We start from the raw sequence: 14,176 nt of genomic DNA, 5'->3' as shown, positions 1-14,176 counted from the left end.
GGTTACTCGCCGCCCTTCTGAACGAAACTTCGAACGAAGTCCTCGGCGTTCTCCTCCAAGACATCGTCGATCTCGTCCAGAACCGAGTCGACATCGTCGCTCAGCTTTTCCTGGCGTTCCTTGAGGTCGTCGGTCGCCTTCGCGTCCTGCGCCTGCTCCTCGACCTCCTCGGTGGAACGCGTCGCCTTCTGCTGTCCGCCGCCGGTGTCCTTGGTCGCCATAACCCTCACCCCGCTCGGTTCGACGTTCTTGATCAGACCCTACAAGCAGGGTCCGACATCGGCCCCGCAGTTGTCACAACGTACGGGGACCACCTCGATGATTCCCGTAACGCCGGTATTCCACCCTGTCCGGCCGGTGCCGTCCGGGTGGAAGCTCAGTTGCCCGACAGGACCCTGACCAGGTCCTCTGCCGTACGGCAGCGGTCCAGGAGCTCCTTGACGTGATTACGCGTTCCGCGAAGGGGCTCCAGGGTTGGGACGCGCTGGAGCGAGTCCCGGCCGGGCAGATCGAAGATGACCGAGTCCCAGGAGGCCGCCGCCACGTCGTCCGCGTACTGCTCCAGGCAGCGCCCGCGGAAGTAGGCGCGGGTGTCCTCCGGCGGGGTCGTACGGGCCCGCTCGACCTCGTTCTCGTCCAGCAGGCGCTTCATCTTGCCGCGGGCGGCCAGCCGGTTGTAGAGGCCCTTCTCGGCGCGTACGTCGGCGTACTGGAGGTCGACGAGGTGCAGCCGGGCGGCGTCCCAGTCGAGGTCGTCACGGCGCCGGTAGCCCTCCATGAGCTCCCGTTTGGCGACCCAGTCGAGCTCCCCGGAGAGGCTCATCGGGTCGTTCTCCAAGCGGTTCAGGGTGTCCTCCCAGCGCAGCAGGACGTCCTTGGTCTGCTCGTCGGCGTCCGCTCCGAAGCGCTCCTCGACGTACTTGCGGGACAGTTCGAAGTACTCCATCTGCAGTTGCACCGCGGTGAGGGTGCGTCCGCTGCGGAGCGTGACCAGGCGCTTGAGGGTCGGGTCGTGGGAGACCTGGTGGAGGGTGCGTACGGGCTGGTCGACGGCCAGGTCGACGGCGATGAAGCCGTCCTCGATCATGGAGAGGACCAGTGCCGTCGTGCCGAGCTTGAGATAGGTCGAGATCTCGGAGAGGTTCGCGTCCCCGATGATCACGTGCAGCCGGCGGTACTTCTCGGCGTCGGCGTGCGGTTCGTCGCGGGTGTTGATGATGGGGCGCTTGAGGGTGGTCTCCAGGCCGACCTCGACCTCGAAGTAGTCGGAGCGCTGGCTGAGCTGGAAGCCGTGCTCGTGCCCGTCCTGGCCGATACCGACGCGGCCCGCTCCGGTGACGACCTGGCGTGAGACGAAGAACGGTGTCAGGTGCCGCACGATGTCCGAGAAGGGGGTCTCCCGCTTCATCAGATAGTTCTCGTGCGTGCCGTACGAGGCGCCTTTGTTGTCGGTGTTGTTCTTGTAGAGGTGGATCGGCTGGGCGCCGGGGAGCTGGGCCGCTCGCTCGGCGGCCTCCGCCATGATGCGCTCGCCGGCCTTGTCCCACAGGACGGCGTCCCGCGGGTTGGTGACTTCGGGGGAGCTGTATTCCGGGTGTGCGTGGTCGACGTACAGCCGTGCACCGTTGGTGAGGATGACATTGGCCAGGCCGATGTCCTCGTCGGTGAGCTGACTGGAGTCGGCGGTCTCCCGAGCGAGGTCGAAGCCTCGCGCGTCCCGCAGCGGGTTCTCCTCCTCGAAGTCCCAGCGGGCGCGGCGCGCCCGGTGCATCGCCGCCGCGTAGGCGTTGACGATCTGGGACGAGGTGAGCATGGCATTGGCGTTGGGGTGACCGGGGACGGAGATCCCGTACTCCGTCTCGATGCCCATTACTCGCCGTACGGTCATGCGGCCCTCCTTGCCCGGCGGCGCCCTCGGTCGGGGGCGCTGCTCAAGTACCGCTGGCGCTCCGGTGCGTGTGCGGTGCCCGTCCCCGCACTGCGCGACTCGGCGGTACGAAAGAGCCTAGAGCGCCTTTGCGCTGGTGGGGAGATCATTTGCGTCATTGCTGTACTCCGGGGGTGACCTGAAAAGCAGTCGGCTGCGGATGCCCGTGAAGGGCACCCGCAGCCGCCCTGTCTTTTACAGGTACTGACCGGTGTTGGCCACCGTGTCGATGGAGCGTCCGGTGTCCGCGCCCTGCTTTCCGGTGATGAGCGTACGGATATAGACGATCCGTTCACCCTTCTTTCCGGAGATCCTGGCCCAGTCGTCCGGGTTGGTGGTGTTCGGCAGGTCCTCGTTCTCCTTGAACTCGTCCACGCAGGCCTGGAGGAGGTGGGAGACCCGGAGGCCCTTCTGGCTGTGCTCCAAGAAGTCCTTGATTGCCATCTTCTTGGCGCGGCCGACGATGTTCTCGATCATGGCGCCGGAATTGAAGTCCTTGAAGTAGAGGACTTCCTTGTCACCGTTGGCGTAGGTGACCTCCAGGAAGCGGTTCTCCTCCGATTCGGCGTACATCTGCTCCACGGCTGTCTGGATCATGCCGTGGACGGTGGCCGCCCTGTCACCGCCGTGCTCTCCCACGTCCTCGGAGTGCAGCGGGAGACGCTCGGTGAGGTACTTCTGGAAGATGTCCTTCGCCGCTTCGGCGTCCGGGCGCTCGATCTTGATCTTCACGTCGAGCCGTCCGGGCCGCAGGATGGCGGGGTCGATCATGTCCTCTCGGTTCGAGGCGCCGATCACCACCACGTTCTGCAGGCCTTCCACGCCGTCGATCTCGGCGAGCAGCTGGGGGACGATGGTGTTCTCCACGTCCGAGCTGACGCCCGATCCTCGGGTGCGGAAGAGGGACTCCATCTCGTCGAAGAAGACGATGACGGGTGTACCCTCGCTGGCCTTCTCCCGTGCGCGCTGGAAGATGAGCCGGATCTGCCGCTCGGTCTCACCGACGTACTTGTTCAGGAGCTCGGGGCCCTTGATGTTGAGGAAGAAGCTCTTGCCTGTGGCCTGTCCGGTCACTTCTGCGACCTTTTTGGCCAGCGAGTTGGCCACGGCCTTGGCGATGAGCGTCTTTCCGCATCCGGGGGGCCCGTACAGCAGGACGCCCTTGGGCGGCCGCAGTTCGTGCTCCTTGAAGAGGTCGGGGTAGAGGTAGGGGAGCTCGACCGCGTCGCGGATCATCTCGATCTGGCCGCCCAGACCGCCGATCTGCTCGTAGCCGATGTCCGGGACCTCTTCGAGGACGAGTTCCTCGACCTCGCTCTTCGGAACGATCTCGTAGACATAGCCGGAACGGGGTTCGAGGAGCAGGGCGTCCCCGGGACGGATATTGACGTCCAGGAGCGGCTCGGCGAGCCGTACCACCCGTTCCTCGTCGGTGTGCCCCTGTACGAGGGCGCGCTCGCCGTCCTCCAGGATCTCCTTGAGGGTGACGATCTCGCCCAAGCTCTCGTACTCCATGGCCTCGACCACGTTGAGAGCTTCGTTGAGCATCACTTCCTGGCCACGCCTGAGCTCGTCGAGCTCCACACTGGGGCTGACGTTCACCCGGAGCTTGCGGCCCCCGGTGAAGATGTCCGCCGTGCCGTCCTCGTTCGCCGTGAGGAAGACACCGAAGCCGGCCGGCGGCTGCGCGAGCCGGTCGACTTCTTCCTTGAGGGCCACGATCTGGTCGCGGGCCTCACGGAGTGTGTTGGCGAGCCGCTCGTTCTGTGCGGACACGCCTGCCAGGTTCGTCTGCAACTCGACGATCCGCTCTTCGAGAATCCTCGTGTGCCGCGGAGAGTCGGCGAGCTTGCGTCGCAGGACGGCGATCTCCTGCTCAAGGTAGGCAATCTGCCCGGCGGGGTCATCGGACCCTCGTCCCGGGCGGATGCCGCGGTTCATGTCGTCGTCGTGGGCTGCCACGGTCCTCACCTCCTCCAAGGGGAGCTGGACGCTTCCAGACCCTACCTGGGTGGGTGTCGATTGAAACCCCTAGATCACAAAGACTGTAGAGGTGTGTCCGATCTTCACCCTTGCGCTCTCCCTCACGCCAGGGGAATACCCACCGAACATGCTTGGGAAGCGGGCGGAGGTAGGGTCGAAGTGTTCAACACCCGTCAGAGCTGGCCCGATTCCCCAGTCTTCGGTCCGCTCGACGCAGAAAACGGCAGGAGAAATGACCGTGCAGCAGGAGGCCGAAGTCGACGGCGAGGCGCTTGAGGTCTGGATCGACCAGGATCTCTGTACCGGCGACGGGATCTGCGTCCAGTACGCGCCCGAGGTCTTTGAGCTGGACATTGACGGCCTGGCCTATGTGAAGAGCCCCGACGACGAGCTCCTGCAGGCCGTGGGTGCCACAACGCCCGTACCGCTGCCGCTTCTGCGCGATGTGACGGACTCGGCGAAGGAGTGCCCGGGGGACTGCATCCACGTCCGTCGCGTTTCGGACAAGGTCGAGGTCTACGGTCCCGCCGCGGAGTGACCTTTCGGGCACTCCGCGTCACTTGATGTCTGGTTCCTCACACCCTCCGCGCCGCGGAGGGTGTTTTCTTTTGTTCGGGTCTCGCGCCGGGGGCGCGCTCACTCACTCCGCGCTTCGGACGGTGTCGAGCGGATGAACGCGCCGTTCTTCCACTGCCACTTGGCGCTGTCCTTCAGGTCCGGGCAGCAACTCGGTACGTCGGCCGAGGAGTAGCCGAGCAGAGTGGCCGTGACGGCTCCGTCGCGCACCGCGAAGTCCGTGACGCTCAGCCGATCCTTGGGATCGACGAGGGTCGCCACGACCCGGGGCTGCTTCGCTCCCTCGGCCTGGGTGAGGACGTAGACGCCGTTGGGCGGGGTGCCGGAGCCGGCGTCGCAGCGGACGACGGCCACGGTCTCGGGGCGGCCGTCGCCGTCCAGGTCCCCTGAGGCCTTCTTCTGTACGAGGACTTTGGTGGGCCCGCAGGTGATCGGGAAGTCCACGCCGGTCGGGTCGGGGGCGGCCACCGGTGCCGTCGCCGATTTCGGGTCGGCGCCGGGCTGGGCCGCCCTCGCCGGATCGGGGTGGAGCACGGACGACAGCGCCACGACTCCGGCGATGGCGGTGGCCGTGGCGACCCACTGGATGGGGCTGGTCTGCGTGTGTGCCAGTTCCGGGACAACGGATTGCTGCACTAGGAGTGTCTCCCGCGAGGGCTGTGCCGGTGGGGGTGGGGTGACCCGCATGGTGCCACACGTCACAGCCTGGTGGAACGGCGGGGTCCGGACTTGTGAAGAGTTCCGGCGGAGCTTCCGGCAGGGTCCCGGGACGGCCCCGCCCAGGCCGCCGGGAAGGCACTGGCAAGGACCGCCGGGAGGCCGTTGGCAGAGCCGCCGGGAGAGTGCCGGCAAGGCCGTCGGGAGGGCGCCATGCGGGACATGCCTCCGGCCCCTCCGGCCCCTCCGGCCCCTCCGGCCCCTCCGTCAACCTTCCGTCGACCTTCCGTACGGCCCGTCGCGGGGTTCGGTGGGCCTGTCGGCCGGGCCCCGCGACGGACCCGTCGGCGGCCGAGCTGCCTGCCGTGCTCGTCCCGGGTTCGAGGCGCTGAGGTCGAGGCGCTGCGTCCTGGCGTGGCGGGGGGGCGCGCGAGCAGGGCGTCCCGGCGTCCGGCAGATGCGACCCCTGCACCCCGCGGAACTGTGTCGGCGGCCTTCCCGGCGGCTTGGGCCACGTCGGCTTGGGCCACGTCGGCTTGGGCCACGTCGGCTTGGGCCACGTCGGCTTGGGCCACGTCGGCTTGCGCCAGGTCGGCTTGGCCTGCACGGCCGACGCGCGTCGGAGGGGCTCCCGACAGAGGCTCCCGACAGACCCGTCGACCGCCCTCAAGGTCACCCGCCGGGGCGCGCCTCAGGACCGTGAGCCGGGTTCGCGACATACCCGTCGAACGCCCTCCGGGCCACCTGTCGGCGCACCCCCGCAGCTCCGTCCGCCGGCTTCCCGAAGACCCGTCAGCAGCCTTACGAGTGGCCTGCCGACGGGCTTTGCAGGGCTGTCGGCCGGAGTCCCGGCAGGTCCGTCGATCGATTCTGATGGTGTGTCAACGGAAAAGCGCCGTGGCCGAGTTCCCGGTCGTTTCCGGGAACTCGGCCACAGTCGTGGTGTGTTGGGTACGTCAGCGGCCGGCGCCGCCGTCGGCGTTCGGGCCGGTGTAGTCCTCGCCGTACGCGCCCTTGGAGGGGCGGCGGCGGCGCATGGGCGGCTCGACGCCGTCCGCGAGGCGGCGGGCGGTGAGCAGGAAGCCGGTGTGGCCGATCATCCGGTGGTCCGGGCGGACGGCCAGGCCTTCGACGTGCCAGTTGCGGATCATCGATTCCCAGGCGGTCGGCTCGTTGAAGCAGCCGATCTCGCGGATCGACTCGACGGTCCGCGCGAGCTGGGTGGTGGTCGCCACGTAGCAGCAGAGGATGCCGCCGGGGACGAGCGCCTTGGAGACGGCCTCCAGGCATTCCCAGGGAGCGAGCATGTCGAGGATGACGCGGTCGACGTCGGTGTCGCTCAGGTTGTCCTGGAGGTCGCCGACGGTGAGCTGCCAGGCGGGGTGCGGTCCGCCGAAGTAGCGCTCCACGTTCTGCTGGGCGATCTCGGCGAAGTCCTCGCGGCGCTCGTAGGAGTGCAGCATGCCCTGGTCGCCGATGCCGCGCAGCAGGAAGCTGCTGAGCGAGCCGGAGCCGACACCCGCTTCCACGACGCGGGCGCCGGGGAAGATGTCGGCGAAGGCCAGGATCTGCCCCGCGTCCTTGGGGTAGACCACGGCGGCGCCGCGGGGCATGGACAGGACGTAGTCGGGGAGCAGGGGGCGCAGCGCGAGATAGGCGACGTTCCCCGTGGTGCGGACAACGCTGCCCTCGGGAGCACCGATCAGCTCGTCGTGGGGGAAGGAACCCTTGTGGGTATGAAAGTTCTTCCCGGCCTCGAGCGTGAACGTGTAGTGGCGGCCCTTGGGGTCGGTCAGCTGAACCTGGTCCCCGACCTTGAAGGGCCCGCGCCTGCGGGCGGCACCGGTCGGTTCGGACATGTGAACAGCCTACCGGTCCGGGACAGGGCCGCCGACCACGGTCAGGAGGGCCGGGCCATGGCCTTCACGAAGGCGCGTTCCACGTCCGCGGCGGACAGGACGCCGTAGATCTCGCCCGAGTCCTCCACCACGAGGTACTCGGTGGCGGGGCTCGCGCGCAGGGCGTCGAGGAGGGCCTCGCCGGCGAGCTCGGCGGAGACCCGCATGCCGTCGGTGAGGTCCTGGGCGAGGCCGCTGACCGTGACCCAGGGGCGGCGGTGCTCGGGTACGCCGACGATGGCGGCCTCACGGACGAGGGAGAGGGGTTCGCCGTCCGCGTCGACGACGACCAGGGCGCGGGCGCCGACGTCGTTGGCGCGGCGCAGCGCCTCGGAGAGCGGGGTACTGGTTTCGACCGGGACCGCGCGCCGGGTGAGTGAGCGGGCGCGCAGTTCCGGAAGGTGTTCGCGGAGCCGGGCCATGCGGAGGCTGTTGCCGGCGCCGGTCCAGATGATCGCCGCGAGGATGGCGGCGAGGAGGGCGTCCGTGATGGTGTCCATGCCGCCGACGTTGTCGGGGGCGGCGCCGAGGGCCTGGGACTGGGTGAGCAGGGGCAGTCCGATCAGTACGGAGACGGCGAGGGCGCGGCCGACCCATGCGGCGGCGACGGTGCCGCTCATCGCTCTGCCGGTGATCTTCCAGACGACGGCGCGGAGCATGCGGCCGCCGTCGAGGGGCAGGCCGGGCAGCAGGTTGAAGGCGGCCACGATGAGGTTGGAGATCATCAGGCCGGCCAGCAGGACGCCGGGGACCGTGCCGGGTTCGACGGGCAGCATGGCGAGGTAGAAGAGGCCGGACAGGATGAGGGAGAGCAGCGGGCCGACGAAGGCGAGGACGAACTCCCGGCCGGGGGTCTCGGCTTCCTTCTCGATCTCGGAGACGCCGCCGAAGAACTGGAGCTGGATCCGGCGGACCGGCAGTTTGAAGCGCAGGGCCGCGACGGTGTGGGCGAGTTCGTGGACGAGTACGGAGGCGTAGAAGGCGACGGCGAAGAAGAGGGAGACCAGGTAGCGGGCGGCGCCGAGTTCGGGCAGGACGCGGTCGAGCTGGCCGCCGAACACCCAGGTGATCAGGGCGGCGACCAGGAACCAGCTGGGTGCGACGTACACGGGCACGCCGAACGGCCGGCCCATGAGCAGCCCGCCGCCTGGCTCCTTTCCGCGGCGTGGCGGCCGTCCTTTGCCCTTGCCCTTGCCCTTGCCGTTGCCGGTGCGGGCGCGGGTCCGGTGGGCGTCGGCGAGTTCGTCGTGGTCCGTGGGGGACGGTTCCCCGCGGTGGGCCTCGCTGCGGCCGTGGGACGGCTCGGAGGGCTCGGCGTGGGGTCCTGTCTCCTCGGCGTGGTCGGTGTCCTCGGTGTGCCCTGTGTGCTGTGTGACGGCGGGGGTCTTCACCAGCGGGTCGCGGGACGCTTCGGCGCGGGACACCGGCTCCGGGCCGGTCGTGGGGTGTGCCTCGGGCCCGGTCCGGTCCTGAGCCGTGGTGTCGTCGTGGGGCCCGGACTCCGTGTGGGCGTCGGCCTCGGCGGTTGCCTGGGAATCGGTCTCGGGGCGGGCGGGGGTTTCTTCCTCGGTCCGGGTGTCGGTGTCCCTGTCGGGGTCCGTCCCGGTCCGGGAGTCGTGACCGGGGGCCGTGGGCGCAGGCCCGGTGGTCTCGGGCCCGGCCGGTTCGGGGCGTGCGTCGGAGGCCGGACCGGCGGAGGCCGAGGGCCTCTCGTGGTGCTCGGTCGCCTCGCCGGTACCGGACCGCGGCTGCCCGCTCCCGCCGCTCTCGTCCACGATGTCCCCTCGTTCGATAGCGTCCCCCGCCCCCGGTTCATGCGGAGCAGGAGGGTCTGGGGTCGATGGTATGCGGCCGTCGCGGCACGTTCCGCCCCGGCACCCCCTCTGTTTGCCGCGCCGTCGCCGCAGCCGGGACCGGTTCGCTGTCGGTGGCGGGCCGTAAGGTCTGTTGTCATGGAAACCAGCACCGAGGGTGCCGTACCCGAAGAAGCGGCCGCGGCCGGCGGGGCCGGCGCGCCCGCAGCCGACGGACCGGCCCCCGCGGTCGCGCGTGCGCCCGCCTCGCTGTCGCCCTCGCGTGCCAGTGACTTCATGCAGTGTCCGTTGCTGTACCGGTTCCGGGTGATCGACAAGCTGCCCGAGAAGCCGAGTGAGGCGGCGACGAGAGGGACGCTGGTGCACGCGGTTCTCGAGCGGCTCTTCGACGCTCCGGCGGCGGACCGGACCGCGCCGCGCGCCAAGTCGCTGATCCCCGCCCAGTGGGACCGGCTGCGGGAGACGAAGCCGGAGGTCGTGGAGCTGTTCGCCGACGACCCGGAGGGGGAGCGGCTCGCGCGCTGGCTCGGCGAGGCCGAGCGGTTGGTGGAGCGCTGGTTCACGCTGGAGGACCCGACGCGGCTGGAACCGGCCGAGCGGGAGTTGTTCGTCGAGGCGCGGCTGGATTCCGGGCTCACTCTGCGCGGCATCATCGACCGGGTCGACGTGGCCCCGTCGGGTGAGGTCCGGATCGTCGACTACAAGACGGGAAAGGCGCCCAGGCCCGAGTACGCCGAGGGTGCCCTGTTCCAGATGAAGTTCTACGCCCTGGTGGTGTGGCGGCTGAAGCAGGTGGTCCCGCGCCGTCTCCAGCTCGTCTATCTCGGCAGCGGTGACGTGCTGACGTACGACCCGGAGATCGCGGACCTGGAGCGGGTCGAGCGCAAGCTGCTCGCGCTGTGGGACGCGATCCGGGAGGCGACGGAGACGGGCGAGTGGCGGCCGCGGCCCACCAAACTCTGTGGCTGGTGCGACCATCAGGCGGCGTGTCCGGAATTCGGTGGTACTCCCCCGGCATATCCGCTCCCGGTGAGGGCGCCCGGGTCGGGCACCTAGGAGCAGGGCAGAATGGGGCCGGACTAGCGAAGGAGACTTACGTGGCCATCCGCGTCCTACTGGTCGACGACCAGCCGCTGCTGCGCACCGGCTTCCGGATGATTCTGGAAGCGGAGCAGGACCTGGCGGTCGTCGGCGAGGCCGGTGACGGTCTCCAGGCACTCGATCAGGTTCGTGCGCTGCAGCCCGATGTGGTTCTGATGGACATCCGTATGCCGCGGATGGACGGTGTCGAGGCGACCCGGCAGATCACCGGCCCGGGCCGGGACGGTCCGGCGAAGGTCCTCGTCCTGACGACCTTCGACCTCGATGAATATGTGGTGGAGGCGCTTCGCGCGGGCGCCAGCGGTTTCCTCCTGAAGGACGCGCCCGCCAATGAGCTGGTGCAGGCGATCCGGGTGGTCGCGGCGGGCGAGGCGATGCTCGCGCCGAGCATCACGCGCCGGTTGCTCGACAAGTACGCGGGTCATCTGCCGTCCGGCGACGAGCCGGTTCCGGACACTTTGCACACGCTGACCGACCGTGAGGTCGAGGTGCTGAAGCTGGTGGCGCGCGGGCTGTCGAACGCGGAGATCGCGGCCGATCTGTTCGTCAGTGAGACCACGGTCAAGACGCATGTGGGGCATGTCCTGACGAAGCTGGGGCTGCGTGACCGGGTGCAGGCCGCGGTGTACGCGTACGAGAGCGGGCTGGTGCGTCCCGGGGCGCAGTGAGCGGCGCCGGTTCTCCGGGCCGGTCCTGGCCCGGTTCACTCAAGGCAGCGCGAAGGGCGCCCGTTCCGGTGAGGAACGGGCGCCCTTCGTGTACGACGGGGTCACGAGCGGCGCTCGGTCAGCCCTTGTAGATCTCCCAGAAGCGGAACACGGTCGAGGCGTCGAGGCAGTTCTCGAGGCCGTAGACGTTGTCGCGCGCGACGGCGTACTGCTTGGCCTGCCAGATCGGGAGGACGGGCACGTCGGCGGCGACCAGGTCCTGGAGCTTTCCGTATTCGGCCTCGGTCGAGGCGCGGTCGCTCTGGGCGGCGGTCTTCGGGATGAGGCTGCCGGTGATCGTGCTGTTGGTGTAGTTGTTGCTCAGCACGTTGCCCTTGCCGAAGAACGGGGCCGTGAAGTTGTCCGGGTCCGGGTAGTCGGGCACCCAGCCCTTCACGTAGACGCCGTACTTGCCGGCGGTGACGTCCTGCTCGTACTGGCCGTAGGCGACGGACTTCACGGTCGCGTCGAACAGTCCGCTGGCGTTGAGCTGCTTGGCGATCGCCTTGAACTCCTGGTCCGTGGCGGGGCCGTAGCGCGACGGGGTCGACCAGAGGGTGAGCTTCACCTTGCCGGTGATGCCCTCGGCGCGGAGCGCGGCCGCGGCCTTGGAGCGCGACGGGTGGGCGCCGTAGGTGTCGAAGAAGGACGTGCTGTGCCCGGTGACGCCGGAGGGGACGATCGAGTAAAGCGGGGTCGCGGTGTCCTGGTAGACGTCGCCGACGAGGGCGTCGCGGTCCAGGAGGTAGGCGATGGCCTTGCGGACGCCGGGCTTGCCGGCCACCGGGTCGTCCATGTTGAAGACCATGTGCTGGACTTCGGCACTGGTTCCCTCGACGACGTTGATGCCGCTGTCGGTCGCGGAGGCGTTCTGGATCTCCGCGATGTCGTCGGCGGCGAGGCCTCGGTAGGCGACGTCGATCTGCTTGTTCAGCAGGGAGTTCTTCAGGGCCGCCTGGTCGCCGTGGAAGAACTGCAGCGTGACGCCGGTGTTCTTGGCCTTGACGATGCCTTTGTAGCTCGGGTTGACCGAGAAGACGGCCTTGTCGTGGCTGAAGGAATCGAGCTTGTACGGGCCTGAACCGATGGCCTTGTTGTCCTTGCGGAGCGCGTTCGTGGCGTACTGCTGGTGGTCCACGATCGAGCCGGCGCCGGAGGCGATCTTGCTCGGGAAGGTGGCGTCGGCGTACTTGAGGTGGAAGACGACGGTGTGGGCGTCCGGCGTGACGACCCGGTCGAGCATGGGGAACATGATCGCGGGACCGGCATTGTCGTTGATCTTCAGCATGCGGTCGAAGGAGAACTTCACGTCCGCCGAGGTGAGCGCGTCACCGTTGCTGAACTTCAGACCGTCCTGCAGCGTGCACTTGTAGACCTTGGTGCCGGTGCCGGTGAACGCGCACTCCTTGGCCGCTTCCGGCTCGGGCTCGGTTCCGCCCTTGGGGAAGCTCAACAGCGACTGGAAGACGTTGTTGAACAGCAGCCACGATCCTGGGTCGTAGCCGGAAGCTGGGTCGGTGGCCAGGACGTCGTCGGACATCCCGATCACCACGGAGGAGCCACTGCTCCCGGTAGTGCCCGTCTCCGAGCCACAGCCGGTCAGAAGGCCGGAGGCCAGCCCCGCCACGATCGGCAGGACTGGCCACTGGTTACGCATGTTCACTTGCACGAGCCTTGTCGTTGGATCTACTGAACCCGGGACCGTTGGGCCCCAGGTCGGACCCGGGGCGGTGAGGCCCCGGGTCGAACTGCTCGGTCACTCGCTGACGCCGCGACCCAGCTCCCACAGCTGGAGGGTGGAGGAGGAGTTGAGCGCCCACTCCGAGCCCGTGATGTCGTCGCGCGCGGCGATGTACTGCTTGCCCTGCCACAGCGGGAGCACCGGGACCTCGTCGGCCACGATGTCCTGGATCTGGTTGAGGCTCTTGGACGCGGTGAGACGGTCGGCCTCGCGCCGGGAGTCCGGGATCAGGGTGTTGTTGATCTTGGTGTTCACGTACGGCGAGCCGAGGAAGTTGTCCTTGTCGAGGAACGGCGCCAGGTAGTTGTCGGCGTCGGGGAAGTCGGGGAACCAGCCCATGCCGTAGACGTCGTAGTCGCCCTTCTGCTCGGCCGGACGGAACTTGTCCCAGCTCGTGCCCTGGGTCCGGACGTCGAAGAGGCCGCTCTTGTTGAGCTGGTTCTTCAGGATCTCGAACTCCTGCGCGGTGGCCGAGCCGTAGTGGTCGGTCGTGTAGTGCAGGGTGACCTTGACCGGGGTGGCGATGCCGGCCTTGGAGAGCAGCGTCTGGGCCTTGCTGAGGCTCGGGTCGCCGTACCTGTTGAAGAACGCGTTGGAGTGACCCGTGATGGTCGCCGGGACCAACGAGTAGAGCGGCTCGGCCTGCGAACCGTAGACCTTGGAGACGAGCTCACCGCGGTTGATGAGCTGCGCCACGGCCTGGCGGACGGCCGTCGACTTCACCGACGGGGCGTTGGTGTTGAAGGCCAGGTAGCGGATTTCCAGGCCCGGCATCTCGTTCAGGTTGATGTTGCCACCCGAAGCGTTGTCGAGCTTGGTGATCTGCGCCGGCGTCATCGAACGCGTCATCAGGTCGATGTCGCCCTTTTCGAGGGCCGAACCCATGGCCGCGGCAGTCTCGAAGGAGCGCATCTCGACCTTGGAGTTCTTGATCTTCAACTGCCCCGTGTAGTGGGGGTTCTTCGTGAAGACGGCCTTGACGACGGTGTCGTCCTTGGCCTCGATCTGCACGGTGTACGGCCCGGAGCCGTCGACGGAGAAGCCGTCGCGCAGCTTGTTCTTCTCGTAGTCGTTCGGGTTCACGATGCCGGCGACCGGGGTCGACAGCTTGAACGGGAAGGTCGCGTCGGCGCTCTTGAGGTGGAAGATCACCTCGCGGTCGCCCCGCGTCTCGACGGTGTCGATGGTGGACAGCAGGGCGAACACACCACTGTCGGCCTTGATGGCCCTCGCACGGTCGATCGAGAACTTGACGTCCTTCGCGGTGATCGCGTCACCGTTGGAGAACTGCAGGCCCTCGCGCAGCGTGCACGAGTAACGCTCGTTGCCGCTGTCGCTGAACCCGCACTTCTCGGCAGCCTCGGGCTGCGGCTGACCGTCACCACGCGGCTGGACCATCAGCGTCTGCACGGTCTGACGCAGCACGTTCCAGGTGCCGACGTCGTACGCGTACGCCGGGTCGAACGGAGCCGGGGCATCCTTCGACGCGGTGAACCGGTCCGTGGTGCCGACAACGATGGCATCGCCGCTGTTGCTCCCGCTGGCGGACCCACCACACGCGGCGAGCACCGGGGCGAGCAGGCCAACCACGGCCGGCAGCACCAAAGTCTTGCGGTTCATGCTCGTGTTTCTCCAGAGCTGTAGTTTCCGCGAACCGGCATGCAGGGGTGGCGCGGCGGGTCACGGGGTCACGGCGATGTTCTCGCGCTGACATTAGTCCGCACCACCGGGTCGGCCATCAGGTGCCGGAGCGGTCTTCCGCTCACGCTGCG

Annotated in this window: 11 protein-coding genes; 3 read left to right on the top strand and 8 right to left on the bottom strand. The window is 68.3% G+C overall.

From position 1 onward, the window contains the following. Positions 1–2: 2 nt before the first annotated feature. The 3 genes from ACFYR3_RS10955 to arc all read right to left on the bottom strand — a co-directional run bounded on the left by ACFYR3_RS10955 (position 3) and on the right by arc (position 3,889). A complete protein-coding gene (locus tag ACFYR3_RS10955) occupies positions 3–221 on the bottom strand; it encodes a ubiquitin-like protein Pup (RefSeq protein ID WP_355839846.1) in 219 nt (72 codons plus the stop codon). Between the two features lie 155 nt (positions 222–376). Then, the gene (gene dop / locus ACFYR3_RS10950; RefSeq protein ID WP_355839848.1) at positions 377–1,888 is read right to left on the bottom strand and encodes a depupylase/deamidase Dop; all 1,512 of its coding nucleotides are present in this window, start codon (positions 1,886–1,888) and stop codon (positions 377–379) included. A 234-nt stretch (positions 1,889–2,122) separates the two neighbouring features. Then, entirely contained in the window at positions 2,123–3,889 is a 1,767-nt protein-coding gene (gene arc / locus ACFYR3_RS10945) for a proteasome ATPase (protein ID WP_328556494.1), read from the bottom strand. 253 nt (positions 3,890–4,142) lie between these two features. Between arc and ACFYR3_RS10940 the strand changes: the two genes are divergently transcribed. Further along, positions 4,143–4,448 (top strand): ferredoxin, encoded by a 306-nt coding sequence (locus ACFYR3_RS10940; RefSeq protein ID WP_355839850.1) that lies wholly within the window; start codon positions 4,143–4,145, stop codon positions 4,446–4,448. Positions 4,449–4,546: 98 nt separating this feature from the next. On the opposite strand, the gene ACFYR3_RS10935 is transcribed toward ACFYR3_RS10940, so the two are convergent. The 3 genes from ACFYR3_RS10935 to ACFYR3_RS10925 form a co-directional block, all read right to left on the bottom strand. Further along, on the bottom strand, positions 4,547–5,122 hold the full coding sequence (locus ACFYR3_RS10935) for a hypothetical protein (RefSeq protein WP_356781507.1): 576 nt from the start codon (positions 5,120–5,122) through the stop codon (positions 4,547–4,549). 977 nt (positions 5,123–6,099) lie between these two features. After that, the gene (locus tag ACFYR3_RS10930; RefSeq protein ID WP_355839854.1) at positions 6,100–7,002 is read right to left on the bottom strand and encodes a tRNA (adenine-N1)-methyltransferase; all 903 of its coding nucleotides are present in this window, start codon (positions 7,000–7,002) and stop codon (positions 6,100–6,102) included. Between the two features lie 41 nt (positions 7,003–7,043). Beyond that, the gene (locus ACFYR3_RS10925) at positions 7,044–8,816 is read right to left on the bottom strand and encodes a site-2 protease family protein (protein ID WP_389282492.1); all 1,773 of its coding nucleotides are present in this window, start codon (positions 8,814–8,816) and stop codon (positions 7,044–7,046) included. A gap of 177 nt (positions 8,817–8,993) precedes the next feature. Here ACFYR3_RS10925 and ACFYR3_RS10920 point away from each other — a divergent pair, with 177 nt between their 5' ends. Further along, positions 8,994–9,911, top strand: a complete 918-nt coding sequence (locus ACFYR3_RS10920; protein ID WP_355839858.1) for a PD-(D/E)XK nuclease family protein — start codon at positions 8,994–8,996, stop codon at positions 9,909–9,911. A 41-nt stretch (positions 9,912–9,952) separates the two neighbouring features. Further along, positions 9,953–10,624, top strand: coding sequence for a response regulator transcription factor (locus ACFYR3_RS10915; protein ID WP_261702934.1), 672 nt, complete (start codon positions 9,953–9,955; stop codon positions 10,622–10,624). A 118-nt stretch (positions 10,625–10,742) separates the two neighbouring features. Here the strand turns inward: ACFYR3_RS10915 and ACFYR3_RS10910 are convergent, their stop codons facing one another. Further along, complete coding sequence (locus tag ACFYR3_RS10910; protein ID WP_389282490.1) at positions 10,743–12,326, bottom strand: ABC transporter substrate-binding protein; 1,584 nt, start codon at positions 12,324–12,326, stop codon at positions 10,743–10,745. Positions 12,327–12,419: 93 nt separating this feature from the next. Next, positions 12,420–14,024, bottom strand: coding sequence for an ABC transporter substrate-binding protein (locus ACFYR3_RS10905; protein ID WP_389282488.1), 1,605 nt, complete (start codon positions 14,022–14,024; stop codon positions 12,420–12,422). Positions 14,025–14,176 lie beyond the last annotated feature (152 nt).

The organism is Streptomyces sp. NPDC005784, from assembly GCF_042871525.1.
Taxonomy (GTDB): Bacteria; Actinomycetota; Actinomycetes; order Streptomycetales; family Streptomycetaceae; genus Streptomyces.
This window is presented reverse-complemented; position numbering and strand designations above follow the sequence as displayed.